Below are 12,151 nucleotides of genomic sequence, written 5' to 3' on the forward strand. Positions count from 1 at the left end.
CTTACAGCCACCCCGGATTCATCACCGGGGCTATTGTTCATGTTTTTTTTCATTTCTACCCTGCTTTTTAGCGTATTTTTTAATTAAAACTCTGCACTACTTTTTAATGAAAAATAGAGTTTCTCTTCTACTATACCCAAATAAATTCTTTACTCAGACATGTTTTTTTTAGTGAAAAGTGTATGCGTGGACATATTCTTCGTAAATACAATGAGAATTCTTGGAACTTGTCCAAAAATAAACAAAAAAAGTTAAAATAAAAGACAAGTAACCACAATTATTTTTACTTATCAGTGTGTTGACAAAATATCCACAGGAAAACACAATTTATCTTAATTAACAATATGGCAACAACTTTATGCTTCTTAAGGACATAAAACTTCATGGAAATTAATACTCACTCAATTTCTCTTGGAGTTTTTATGATTTATTTAATATTGCAATTTTTAATTCTAATGTTTATATTCTTTGAATTTGTAAAATGGATGCACCCTATTTTTGATTGCGTTTCATAGGGGTACAAATCAGAACCCGTTATTTCGTTACATTAAAAATCGTTTTCATTTGAAATTCGATACATTTAAAGAGGGAATGTGAAGTGTCTGATATTAAGACTGATTATGGATTACATACCTGTTATGTTAATTATTCCTCGCGCACAGAGGCACTGAAAAGGCTCGGAGTAGGTGAAAGCATACTATTACTGCCATACTCAGGTAACTGGCAAAGAGAGGCAACCAGTATTAAGTCAACCGCGTTCAGAAATGGTATGAAGGTGACACTCAAATCCGTGCTCCTAGTAGTAGAAGGAGAATCTTCTGAACGGTTTCTGAGGGTGACTCGTAAATAGTAGTTTTATGACAAAACATATACCGAATGTTATGAATGATGCAGATCATTTTGTTTTGCAGATACTTTGCAGGTGTGTAGCCAGTGATCATTTTACCGGGTTTTCAGTGGTGAAACCGCGCATCTTCTGCGAAAATAGAAGCTGATTACCACCCTAAATTGCGCTATGTAAATTCTTTTCTTTTTACTTGGACAAAGGCAGACCCTTGCAGAATTTACATAGCACAACTTTCGTAACGAACTGTCATGCCTTTATATTCTTTCATCATTGCCCGCTCTACCGTGTGGCTCTGCGGACTATAGTCTTGCGATTGCTCTTCCCCGCTATCTTGTTATGGATAATTTTAGTCGGGAGTGCCTTGCGATCTATACCGGAAAGTCTCAGAAAGCCGAGAATGTGGTCAGTGTGATGGAGGCTCTCAGGGTACGGGGTAAACGTCTGCCAGCGCGCATTCAGAGCAATAATGGTAGCGAATTTATCTCGAAAAGTCTGGATAAATGGGTGTATGAACACGGGTGATAATAGATTCCTTTCGCCCCGGAAAAACCACAGATAACCCGTTTTGTAGTGATGTGATGGACGTCCCTTCCTAAAGTACCAGTGCCATACTTTTAGAATGGTACTTACTCGGGAGCATTGATTTTACCCACGTAATGTGGACACGGCCCTAAGCGAGGTTCTGGTTTTCAAACTGTTCCGGGCTGAGTCCGCCGCAGGCGCTGTGACGTCACCACCGATTGTAATCACACTCCATATAATTAAACACCGTCGTCCGCATTATTTCCCGGCTGATAAAGCGTTCCCCATGGATACACTCCACTTTCAGCGAGTGAAAGAAGCTTTCCGCGCAGGCATTATCATAGCAGTTGCCACGGGCACTCATGCTCCCGTGTCAACGCCACTGTACCAGACCGTTTTTCGCCATTTTGATGTCCGCTTTTTTATTAACGATGCTGACCGCTTTCCGCCAGTTCATCATCACTTTCTGGCGCGAACCCTTTTGCCAGTAAGCCAGCCTTACGTTTTTCTTTCAGCCGGTAGCTTTCCCCTTTGATATTCAGCGTCGTTGAGTGATGTAACAACCTGTCCAAGATCGCTGTGGCCAGAACGTTATCACCGAACATTTCTCCCCAGTCAGCGAACCCTTTGTTTGATGTCAGGATGATGCTAGCTTTTTCATAGCGCCGGTTCAGCAGTCTGAAGAACAGACTCGCTTCTTCACGGTTCATCGGCAGATAGCCTATTTCATCCAGGATCAGCACCCGCGCATAGCTCAGTTGTTGTAGCTGACGCTCAAGCCGGTTTTCCTGTCGCGCTTTCATCAGCGTGGAGATCAGCTTATCCAGCGGCATGAACAGAACACGATGGCCGGCATCCGCCGCCTTTACGCCCAGTGCGACGGCAAGATGCGTTTTCCCGACGCCAGGTGGACCCAGCAGGATCACATTCTCGTTACGTTCCACGAACGCCAGTCCGGCCAGCTCCCGAACGACCTTGCGATCGATGCCCGGCTGGAAGGTAAAGTCGAACTGTTCCAGGGTTTTAACCCAGGGGAGCCGCGCCTGTTTTAGTCGGGATTCCATTCCGCGCTGATGGCGTCCGTTCCACTCCTGCGTGAGCGCAAGACTCAGGAACTCACGGTAGTTCAGCTCTTCTTTGGCTGCCTGCTCCAGCAGATTTTCAACGTGATAGCTAAGATGTTCCATTTTCAGGCGGCTCAGCAGTGTTTCCAGCTCATGCATCACAGTAACTCCTCATAAGCACTCAGCGGACGGTGTGTCAATACCGATTGAATTGTGACCCACCCCGCCAAAGTAAATCTGACCCACCCACCAATGATTATTCCTGTGGTTCAGTGACCTTTGATTTCTTTAACTGACCACTTTTCAGTTTGTCTTTCAGACGATAACTCTGACCACTTATCTGCACGATATGTGCATGGTGAAGCAATCGATCTAACATTGCTGCCGTCAGCGTTTCATCATCACCAAACGTACCTGACCACTGAGTAAACGGCAGATTACTCGTGAGGATCAGACTTCCGGTCTCATAGCGCCGGGCGACAACCTGGAAGAATAAATTAGCCTCTTCCTTACCGAATGGCAGATACCCCACCTCATCAATCACCAGCAGCCGCGGCTTGTTGACGCAGCGCCCTAAATATCCCTTGAGATCACCCTGTCGGTGAGCAGCAACCAACTGCAACATCATGTCTGCTGCCGTTATAAACCGAACACTCTGACCTGACATCGCGACTTTATGTGCCAACGCACAGGCAAGATGGCTCTTGCCTACACCCGAGGGACCCAGTAGCACAATGTTCTCGTGGCGCTCGATGAATGCCAGTCCAGCGAGTTCCTGAAGTTGAGCTCGCGGCGCACCGCTGGCGAACTTGAAGTCGAACTGCTCCAGCGTTTTAACTGCTGGCAGCCCTGATAACCGCAAAAGCGTCTGCCGGCGACGTTCGTTACGGCTGTTCGTCTCCAGTTGCAGAAGCTGTTCCAGAAAGTCGCCGAATGTCCCGGCATCCTCCAGTGTTTTTTGGGCAAGCGCGGGCCACTCACTGGCAATACGCTCAAGCTTGAAGTCGGCACAGAGCTCGCTAATACGTTGATGCTGAAGGCTCATAATCCCGCCTCCAGCAGTGACTGATAAACAGAAAGCGGATGTTGAAAACTCTCTCTTGGCATAACCCTTTGATTATCCGCGACGACGGGTACTGTCCTTCCTACTCGAGGAAGAGGAAGCAGCGCAGCCAACTCCTGTTGCAGCCGGTGTTCTGGTGGAACACCGGTCATGCCATGCTTACGGGCATTGGCCACGGTGATAAGCCACGGCCCGATGCGACTGTTGGCCGAATCGACATCGAGTAGCAGCCCGGCCTGTTTAAACGTGGTGGCCAGCGGGACGACAAAGCTATGCTTCAGATAGCGGTTGAATCGTTCAACTTTACCCTTGGTCTTTGCGCGATAAGGCCTGCACACTCGGGGAGTAAAACCGTACTTCTCGGCGAGGGCCAGTAATGGCGGGTTCCATCGGTGACGGCCTTCACCATACACGTCACGTTCAAGAATAATGGTCTTAGCATTATCAAACAGCAGGTGCTTCGGTGTACCGCCAAAAGCCAGAAGTGCCTGTTCAATGCCGTCACACCATGCCGCCGTATCCTGGCGGGGATAAAAACGCACAAAGGTTGCCCGGCTCCAGCCCAGTGTGGCGACAAATGCCAGCAACGGGTTCCGGCCCTGTCTGATCACCGTAAAATCGACCTGCATCTGCTCACCGGGCTGCGTCTCAAAACGCACGACTGGATCGTTCGGCTGTTGCTTAAGCGGAAGCAAGAAAGCCGTCAGCATGCTGTACCCACCGGCGTACCCGCGAAGTTGGATCTCACTCAGCATAACGCTGGCCGGTATCCAATGGGGTCTGGCCGCTTCAACCCGTTCAAGAATATAGGGCTTAAACGGGTCCAGCTTCCCGGGACGGGGAAGGCGTGCAGAATAACGGGCTTTAGCAGGTGAGTCCTGCATCCGAATATAGCGGCGGACGGTCTGCCGGGAACAAGAAAGCTGCCGGGCAATACCCCGAATAGACATGCCCTGACGTAAAAGAACTGCAATCTCCACGCGTAACTCCAATGTCAACATAGGCAGCTCCAAAGCTGCCATTTTTACCCAAGGTGGGTCTGTTTTACATTGGCATGTGGGTCATTTTTACATCGGTACTAACAGGTGCTCCACCTGGCTGACCTGTTGCCACAGGGGGTCATGATGCTCAGGCACCGTTTGCCAGACCGGCGCACCAGAACTCAGCAGATGCGAAGCGACCAGTTGCTCATGGCCATAGATACGCAGTTCGTCGTCCAGAGTTATGCGTATGGACACAGGTTGTCCGCACCAGGCTTCCGGCACGCTGTAACGATTGCCGCGCACTTCGATATAACCATCCTAGGCCACATGTCTGATGTCGAAGTAACTGGTATCGAAGTCGGTATGTGGCAGCGGCTGAAGATGCTCACGCTCCTGAGTGAAGCGGGCTTCTGGCGTTTCCCTGAACTGACGAAGTTCGCGTTTATCGGCAACGTCATCAAGCCACTGTTCCAGCAGCTGGTTGACGTGGGCGAAGCTGTCGAACCGGCGGTAACGAATGAAGAAGTTCTCTTTCAGGTATTTGACCATGCGTTCAACCTTACCTTTGGTTCTGGCTCTCTGGGGTTTACAGGCGCGAGGGGTGAAGCCATAGTGCTCAGCCAGCATCAGGAAGCCTGCGTTGAAGACAACGTTGCCGTTATGGTTTTTCAGTACCGCCGCTTTCTGGTTATCAACCAGCACGGTTTTGACTGAGCCATCGAAGTAGCGGAAGGCCCGGACCAGCGATTCGTAGGTATGTTCGGCATCCTGTCGGGGGGCGGCAAAGACGTGAAGGCGACGGGAGTAGCCCAGCGTATTGACCGCGAAGTTAACCCTGCAACGCTCACCGGCGACACCCACCTCAACTTCATCCCAGTCATGCTGGAGCGGGTAGCCGGGTTGAGTTTCGAAGCGGACGGTTTTCTTACCCGGACGCATTTTACGTTTGGGCTGGATGTAATACCGCAACATGGAACGCCCACCGGTATAACCCATTGCTTTGATTTCATGGAGGATGACTTCAGCATTCCATGCATTCTCAGCCAGTCGCATATCGATGTAGTCCATGAACGGGCGTAGTTTAGCCATCTTAAAGCGTGTTTTTCTGACCGGAGGCTCAGGATATTTGAGGTACCACCTGACGGTTCTTTCGGAGCAGCCGATGTGCTCAGCAATATCGACAATGAAAACGCCCTGAAGGCGCATTTGCTTTATCATGAAAAAGTCCTCTCTGCTCAGCATGTTGGTTTCCTTTTCTGGTGTGGTAACCATCAGGAAACTACATGTCGGGTGGAGCGGACAATCTAAATGGCGATTTGTGGTTTTATATCACTGGCGCTGACACCCGCGTAGATTATGGCGCTTCAGCAACCCCTGATAGTCCGCCGAACAGTACTGCCCGCCTCTGTCCGTATGCACGATGACATTTTCCGGGTGCTTTCGCCGCCAGAGCGCCATCTGTAACGCATCGCAGGCCAGTTGTGCTGTCATCCGCGGTGACATTGACCAGCCGATGACTGCACGGGACCACAGGTCAATGACCACCGCCAGATACAGCCAGCCCTCATCGGTGCGCAAGTATGTGATATCTCCTGCCCACTTCTGGTTCGGGCCTCCGGCGTAAAAATCCTGCTTCAGCAGATTGTCAGATACTGGCAGACCGTGCTCGCTGTAGCTGACCGGACTGAACTTACGGGCAGCTTTTGCGTGAAGTCCCTGACGCCGCAGGCTGGCGGCAATGGTTCTGACGTTGTACGCCGGAAGTTCATCCGCAAGTCGTGGAGCGCCATAACGCTGTTTTGCATCACTGAATGCTTTCAGGACAGCAGCATCACAAACCAGACGGAACTGTTGTCTCCGGCTTATCTGGTGATGACGCAGACGCCAGGCATACCAGCCGCTGCGGACAACCCGCAATAAGCGACACATGGCTTTGACGGTGAATTGAGCCCGATGCTTTTCAATAAAGACATACTTCATTTCTTCTTTCTCAAGGCCATCCGACATTACAGTGAACCTAGAATGGTGACCATAGATAAAATTGGTACGAAAACGGCCGTGTTTACCACTCTCAACGCTGGTAAATCGGATGAAGAAACGATGGCCGTCAGGCAGAATAAAGTATCTGAATAAACTTGTAGAGCAGGAGCACCGGAATATCAAATGGCGAACCCGATCGATGCTGGGATTCAAATCATTCCGGCGTGGATACAGAAGCGGCAATTTCAGCCTTCAACCGGTGTCGCATTGTCGCCGGCTGTTGGCTGCCTGAAAAATCAGGCGTATGACCTTTGCAGACTTGCCTGCGCTAATGCTACAGTGCCATAATTGATATGCTCAACAGCAACTTTGGATTAATATATTATGTATAGAAAACCAAACAACGAGCCAAATTTAAAGATTGGCCATGAAATACAACGATCTGATAAATCGCATACATCCATTTACAAACCTAACCAAAGAATAAACCTACATAATAAAGATAATGTTATTTACCTAAGTAAGGGGAATGCCTCAGCTTACTCATCTGTAAGTGATGTATTAATAATAAATTATTTTGCACCTCATATTGTGGGATTAGAAACAATTAATAATGTGAACATGATTAATTATCTACGATGTATTACTGATGTGACATTACATATAATTAAAAAAAAAGATATGATTTCAATCCTGGATGATAATAATTTATGGCGATGTGCATTCGATATTCTATCTGGGGGTGTGCGTATTTTACATGAGCGAGATAATGTAAATACAAAAAAGACATCAAAAGACACTATTATTCATTATATAAAATATATTTGGTCATTACCCCATACCCAAAGGGAAACCATATCAATATATCCATTCATTATGGAAAGAACACATATATCCAGGAGTTTGATACACCGAGTTGCTACCGAACTTCATAGTAAGAATTTGATTATCATTCAACGAGGTGTTTTAAAAAATTGTGTGTTACCGTAAAATATGGTTGTTCATAAAAAAGAAAATAAAAATTCAATAATCGTTCATATTTTAAAGGCTCTATCGCATTAGCGCAGGCGAGTCAGCAAAGGTCATACGCCTGATTTTTCAGGCAGCCAACAGCCGGCGACAATGCGACACCGGTTGAAGGCTGAAATTGCTCCTGCTCCTGCATCATGTGGATTAATTCAATACCAGCCAGAAGGATTTGAATCCCAGCATCGATCGGATTCGCCATTTGATATTCCGGTGCTCCTGCTCTACAATTTTATTCAGATAATTTATTTTACCTGAAGCAATCTTAATGTGACAAATTCTTAGAATTAGCACTCCACTTGTCAATAGTATAACGTTATTCTGATATATACTTAATTAGCTTCCCTCTATTAATTAGTATTCTATCTGCATCAGTCATTTCTTTAATTACTTTATGAACAGCGCTTCGCGAAACATGATTACGGGATGTAATAAATGAATAAATAGAAGTATTAGCGCGAACATTTGGCGTCATAGACCAAATATATTTAAGATGATCATCAATCATTCCTCGAATATTATTGTGAATGATCATTATGTCTCTTTGAAAATATAAATGCAAATGCCATGTAAGAATGTCAAAAGCATGCTGCCAAAGATCATAAGTGTTTAATATATCTGTTGCATTTAATGCATCAATCGTCCATATTTCACAATCATCATCACAACGGATATAATGATATTTATCATTATTCCTCATTTGAGTTAATCCAAGAATAGCAGGAGCCTGAATATTTATTGTCAAAAGGTTATTATCGAGACGGTATACAGATACACACCCCTTTTTAAGGTAACAGATACTTTTTGTCTTAATCAAATCGATGCGTTGGTTTTTTTTTCTAATTGACACATAGGCATGTTTTGAAAGTTCAATATATTCCCCTACAGTTAGCATCGATTCTTTAATAGTTGCCTGTATCATCGTTTTACCTTTATTTATACTATTAATAAGAGTGATTTAGTGTTAATATTTGAAATGAAAAGCATCGATAATATGATAAATGTCACTGGTTTTATAAGCATTTACTTCTATATCTATATGTAATGTTCATTTTCAGTTCGAGTTGATCGTATAGAAATTAATATTACCCTTGCGACTTGATGTGATCTTATTGTTGTTTATGAGTTGATTCAGGGAGCGATTTACCGATGTCTGATCTGCACCTATCATAAAAGAAATTTCAGTCGAACAGACCGTACCCCATTGGTTGATAAGTTCAATTATTCTCAACGGTAATATACCATTACCATGGTTTTTACCACTTTTCTCCATTCGTGCAAACCAGTAGCCATTCAGTTGATGAACTTTATTTTCTTTCTCTAGATTCAGTAACAGCGAAATAGTTTCCTTTGCTGAAATTTGCAATTGTTGGGAAAGTTGTGTTGCAGTCATTTCTGAATTAACTTTAAGAAGTGTAATGATTTCACTCATATACAATGTAAACCTTTTATAAGATAAAGTAAGAACAGTGAAGAGATTAATATTCATCTCAGTTTAAGTTGTATTTTCATATTTTTTTACAAAAGAGGGCAATATATGACATTTTAATTATTTTCCTCTAGATGCATATTCAGAAACTGGCGCTTCCATTTTAAATACCAACTCTTAAGTTCCTGTTTAGGCATTGGATAAGCGGTGAAATAGCCCTGACATAAATCACATCCAAGTTCTGAAAGTATTTTCCATGTCAATTGATCTTCAACTCCCTCAGCAACAGATTTCAGCCCAAGTTTTTGGGTCAGCTTTAGACTATACTCAACTACGGCCATACTTGTTGGATTATGCCTGCAATTAGAGACATATGATTTATCTAATTTGAGTTCTGTGAATGGTAACATTGTCAGTTTTTGGACAAAAGAATAGCCAGTTGCAAAATCATCTATAGATAATTGGAACCCATGCATGCGCATGCGATTTAATACTTCTAATGACTGACTAATATCTTCAATAAAAATCCCCTCAGTTATTTCTAACGTAATGAGTTCAGGATTAACGTTCCATTTATGGCAGTGTTTTAGCAGGTTGTTGAACAAGTCATTATTCTGCAATGACAATGATGAAAGATTTACAGATAAATTAATTCGCAACCCATCTTGATACCATTCACTCGCATCTTTTATAGACTGATAGAAAATATCTTCCGTTAGCCGGTCTATTAACCCACTTTGTTCGGCTAGAGGAATGAATTCAGAGGGTGAAATGTATCCTAGAATTGGATGATACCATCGAGCAAGTGCTTCGACACCCAGCCAGTCTCCTGTAGCAAAACTTACTTTCGGCTGATACCAAGGAAGAATGACGCCATGCGCCAAGGCTTGCTGCAAATCTTCCTCGGTGATCGCTGCACGATAGTTATTATTTGTTTGAGCGCGAGAAACATATTTTTTAGTCAACAGGTTATCTATTTGTGCTGCACCAGAATATTTATTTATGGAACCAAGCATTTGTAATCCAGATATTCTTCCCATGAGTAAGATGCTTTCTGTCACTTCTTTTTTAAGTGAGCTAGAAATAACAATGGAACCACGAAAATCTGTAGCAGACAGATTTCTTATCAGAGCTATCCCATCCATACCAGGCATCTGTAACTCACAAAACAAAACATCTATTTCTTGTTGCCTACATATCAATAAGGCATTTTCACAAGAGTCGGCCATGAAAATATTATGGTAACCGAGACTATTTATTTTAGAGCATAGAACCCGTCGATGGAACACGTTTTCTGCTACAATAACAAAGGATAATATCCATTTTGGATTATTCATGAATACACCATCTGATCGAACGTGTCATGTTTTTGTTAAAACATCGATTGTACGGATGTTTGGTAAATTATGATTATATTTATTCAGGACCTAAAGTATTCATACTGGCTGGAGATTTTGTTTTTATCAGTATCAATTTTTTCTAAATAAAATTCACGAAGTCAATTTAAATACCTGTAGGTTTTATTGCAACTGTAAAAAAACAATGAAATGTGTACTACTATACATTTAAAACACCAAAACTATATAACACACAATCATAGTTATTAACATTAAGATGTGAGGTTGTAGATTTTAATTGTTATTATACATGCAGTTAAAGTTATACCTTTAATTTCATTAGTATGATGAATGATTGTAGAAAGATAACCCCTTTGATGTGTAATAGTGACAGAAAACTATGCTGTCGCGGAACCAGACCACTCCAGGCTGACAAGTCTCTGCCACTTGAGAACTCGGCGGCATTGACTTCACTGATAAAAGCAGCAGCAATCAGCGGCCCGACACCAGGGATAGTTAATAAATGGCAATAACTTGTCTGCTGAGCCGACAATGCAGTAATTTCGCAATCCAGGCCCGTGATCCTGTCGTTCAGGGCCAGCATATCTTCCCGCAAAGCGGAGAGTAAACGACGCAACGTGAATGTAATGCTATTGGATGCATCTTCAATAAGATCAGGTAACTGCTGTTGAAGACGCTGGATCCCGACCGGAATAATGATGCCATATTCTGCGAGCAGAGAACGATGCTGGTTAGCCAGCGCGGTTCTCTGTTCAACCATACTTCGCAGGGCTTTGATATCCTGTTGTTCCGTAGATTTAACAGAGACGAAATGGAGTTCCGGGCGACATGCTGTTTCGCAGATAGCCAGAGCATCGTTGGCATCATGATCCTACCCGCGAATAGTGGACACACGACTAAGTGAGTAAACTCTCAACCAGAGGTGACTCATGACAAAACCAGCATCAACCAATAAGAAGCCCCGCAAACAGCACACGCCAGAATTCCGCAACGAAGCCCTGAAGCTTGCGGAACGTGTCGGTATTGCTGCCGCTGCCCGGGAACTCAGCCTGTATGAATCCCAGCTCTATGCATGGCGCAGTAAGATTAACAATGCCCGCTGCTCTTCCGAACGTGAGCAGGAAATGTCCGTTGAAATTGCCCGCCATAAGCGCCAGTTGGCTGAGCGGGACGAGGAGCTGGCTATCCTCCAAAAGGCCGCGACATACTTCGCGAAGCGCCTGAAATGAAGTATGTCTTTATTGAAAAACATCGGGCTGAGTTCAGCGTCAAAGCCATGTGTCGGGTTCTTCGGGTTGCCCGCAGTGGCTGGTATGCCTGGCGGCTGCGTCGTCATCAGATAACCCCTCGACAGCAGTTCCGGCTTGTCTGCGATGCTGCTGTCCGTCAGGCATTCACTGAGGCAAAACAGCGTTATGGTGCGCCTCGTCTCGCTGACGAACTGCCTGAGTACAACGTCAAAACCATTGCCGCCAGCCTGCGACGTCAGGGACTTCGCGCAAAAGCGGCCCGGAAGTTCAGCCCGGTCAGCTACAGAGAACATGGCCTTCCGGTGTATGACAATCTGCTGAAACAGGATTTTTACGCCGGTGCTCCGAACCAGAAATGGGCGGGTGACATTGTAAGTATCCCTGTAATCCGTACCATTCACTTTTAGAGATTTCCGGTTTCTCAGCCATCAGCCGGTACTCTTCCGGTGTCAGGTTATTCAGGGATTCATGGGGCCGCTCACTGTTGTATTCGTTCAGCCAGCGTTCCGTTATTTCCCGTGCTTCGTTCAGCGTTCTGAACAGATAAAAATCCAGTATTTCGGTCCGGTATGTTCGGTTAAATCGTTCGATAAACGCGTTTTGCGTCGGCTTACCCGGCTTGATAAACT

Annotated in this window: 10 protein-coding genes and 7 pseudogenes; 5 read left to right on the top strand and 12 right to left on the bottom strand. The window is 44.9% G+C overall.

Features of this window, described 5'->3' with window-relative positions; translation table 11 throughout:
• Nucleotides 1-1,183 precede the first annotated feature (1,183 nt).
• Nucleotides 1,184-1,369: a DDE-type integrase/transposase/recombinase gene (locus M979_RS24090; protein WP_083963959.1), complete on the top strand. Its 186-nt coding sequence runs from the start codon at nt 1,184-1,186 to the stop codon at nt 1,367-1,369.
• A gap of 208 nt (nt 1,370-1,577) precedes the next feature.
• Here M979_RS24090 and M979_RS22920 read toward each other — a convergent pair.
• The 6 genes and pseudogenes from M979_RS22920 to M979_RS22060 all read right to left on the bottom strand — a co-directional run.
• Nucleotides 1,578-1,739, bottom strand: a pseudogene (locus M979_RS22920) (IS3 family transposase); the annotation flags it as partial.
• Between the two features lie 55 nt (nt 1,740-1,794).
• A complete protein-coding gene (istB, locus tag M979_RS22040) occupies nt 1,795-2,592 on the bottom strand; it encodes an IS21-like element helper ATPase IstB (protein ID WP_064556419.1) in 798 nt (265 codons plus the stop codon).
• A gap of 97 nt (nt 2,593-2,689) precedes the next feature.
• Entirely contained in the window at nt 2,690-3,478 is a 789-nt protein-coding gene (gene istB / locus M979_RS22045; protein WP_037376620.1) for an IS21-like element helper ATPase IstB, read from the bottom strand.
• Nucleotides 3,475-4,497 carry an IS21 family transposase gene (istA, locus tag M979_RS22050; RefSeq protein WP_064556420.1) on the bottom strand — a complete coding sequence of 341 codons (1,023 nt, stop codon included), beginning with the start codon at nt 4,495-4,497 and terminating at the stop codon, nt 3,475-3,477. Before istA (M979_RS22050) ends, istB (M979_RS22045) begins: the two co-directional genes overlap by 4 nt.
• Before the next feature lie 66 nt (nt 4,498-4,563).
• Nucleotides 4,564-5,721: pseudogene (gene istA / locus M979_RS22055) on the bottom strand (IS21 family transposase).
• Nucleotides 5,722-5,823: 102 nt separating this feature from the next.
• A pseudogene (locus tag M979_RS22060) lies at nt 5,824-6,471 on the bottom strand (IS3 family transposase); the annotation flags it as partial.
• Here M979_RS22060 and M979_RS24095 point away from each other — a divergent pair.
• The 3 genes and pseudogenes from M979_RS24095 to M979_RS22925 all read left to right on the top strand — a co-directional run.
• Nucleotides 6,463-6,685: pseudogene (locus tag M979_RS24095) on the top strand (DDE-type integrase/transposase/recombinase); the annotation flags it as partial. The pseudogenes M979_RS22060 and M979_RS24095 overlap by 9 nt on opposite strands.
• Complete coding sequence (locus M979_RS24100) at nt 6,643-6,807, top strand: hypothetical protein (RefSeq protein WP_167350297.1); 165 nt, start codon at nt 6,643-6,645, stop codon at nt 6,805-6,807. The pseudogene M979_RS24095 and the gene M979_RS24100, both read left to right, overlap by 43 nt.
• Before the next feature lie 36 nt (nt 6,808-6,843).
• Nucleotides 6,844-7,449: a helix-turn-helix domain-containing protein gene (locus tag M979_RS22925; RefSeq protein WP_074388704.1), complete on the top strand. Its 606-nt coding sequence runs from the start codon at nt 6,844-6,846 to the stop codon at nt 7,447-7,449.
• Nucleotides 7,450-7,531: 82 nt separating this feature from the next.
• On the opposite strand, the pseudogene M979_RS23880 reads toward M979_RS22925, so the two are convergent.
• The 5 genes and pseudogenes from M979_RS23880 to M979_RS22080 form a co-directional block, all read right to left on the bottom strand.
• A pseudogene (locus M979_RS23880) lies at nt 7,532-7,728 on the bottom strand (hypothetical protein); the annotation flags it as partial.
• A gap of 73 nt (nt 7,729-7,801) precedes the next feature.
• Nucleotides 7,802-8,407 carry a helix-turn-helix domain-containing protein gene (locus tag M979_RS22065; protein ID WP_064556421.1) on the bottom strand — a complete coding sequence of 202 codons (606 nt, stop codon included), beginning with the start codon at nt 8,405-8,407 and terminating at the stop codon, nt 7,802-7,804.
• A 132-nt stretch (nt 8,408-8,539) separates the two neighbouring features.
• Nucleotides 8,540-8,917 (bottom strand): ArsR/SmtB family transcription factor, encoded by a 378-nt coding sequence (locus tag M979_RS22070; RefSeq protein ID WP_064556422.1) that lies wholly within the window; start codon nt 8,915-8,917, stop codon nt 8,540-8,542.
• 113 nt (nt 8,918-9,030) lie between these two features.
• The gene (locus M979_RS22075) at nt 9,031-10,251 is read right to left on the bottom strand and encodes an EAL domain-containing response regulator (RefSeq protein WP_064556423.1); all 1,221 of its coding nucleotides are present in this window, start codon (nt 10,249-10,251) and stop codon (nt 9,031-9,033) included.
• Between the two features lie 322 nt (nt 10,252-10,573).
• Nucleotides 10,574-11,032, bottom strand: a complete 459-nt coding sequence (locus tag M979_RS22080) for a transposase (protein ID WP_245164815.1) — start codon at nt 11,030-11,032, stop codon at nt 10,574-10,576.
• A gap of 169 nt (nt 11,033-11,201) precedes the next feature.
• Between M979_RS22080 and M979_RS23465 the strand changes: the two are divergent.
• Nucleotides 11,202-11,893: pseudogene (locus tag M979_RS23465) on the top strand (transposase); the annotation flags it as partial.
• 64 nt (nt 11,894-11,957) lie between these two features.
• Here the strand turns inward: M979_RS23465 and M979_RS22930 are convergent.
• Nucleotides 11,958-12,151: pseudogene (locus M979_RS22930) on the bottom strand (integrase core domain-containing protein); the annotation flags it as partial.

Source organism: Buttiauxella noackiae ATCC 51607 (assembly GCF_001654865.1).
GTDB lineage: Bacteria > Pseudomonadota > Gammaproteobacteria > Enterobacterales > Enterobacteriaceae > Buttiauxella > Buttiauxella noackiae.

What these genes read in the sequence shown, in the direction of transcription:
- istB (WP_037376620.1), bottom strand. Translation starts at nt 3,478, where the DNA reads ATGAGCCTTCAGCATCAACGTATTAGCGAGCTCTGTGCCGACTTCAAG.
- istA (WP_064556420.1), bottom strand. Translation starts at nt 4,497, where the DNA reads ATGTTGACATTGGAGTTACGCGTGGAGATTGCAGTTCTTTTACGTCAG.
- M979_RS22925 (WP_074388704.1), top strand. Translation starts at nt 6,844, where the DNA reads ATGTATAGAAAACCAAACAACGAGCCAAATTTAAAGATTGGCCATGAA.
- M979_RS22070 (WP_064556422.1), bottom strand. Translation starts at nt 8,917, where the DNA reads ATGAGTGAAATCATTACACTTCTTAAAGTTAATTCAGAAATGACTGCA.
- M979_RS24100 (WP_167350297.1), top strand. Translation starts at nt 6,643, where the DNA reads ATGGCGAACCCGATCGATGCTGGGATTCAAATCATTCCGGCGTGGATA.
- istB (WP_064556419.1), bottom strand. Translation starts at nt 2,592, where the DNA reads ATGCATGAGCTGGAAACACTGCTGAGCCGCCTGAAAATGGAACATCTT.
- M979_RS24090 (WP_083963959.1), top strand. Translation starts at nt 1,184, where the DNA reads ATGGATAATTTTAGTCGGGAGTGCCTTGCGATCTATACCGGAAAGTCT.
- M979_RS22075 (WP_064556423.1), bottom strand. Translation starts at nt 10,251, where the DNA reads ATGAATAATCCAAAATGGATATTATCCTTTGTTATTGTAGCAGAAAAC.
- M979_RS22080 (WP_245164815.1), bottom strand. Translation starts at nt 11,032, where the DNA reads ATGGTTGAACAGAGAACCGCGCTGGCTAACCAGCATCGTTCTCTGCTC.
- M979_RS22065 (WP_064556421.1), bottom strand. Translation starts at nt 8,407, where the DNA reads ATGATACAGGCAACTATTAAAGAATCGATGCTAACTGTAGGGGAATAT.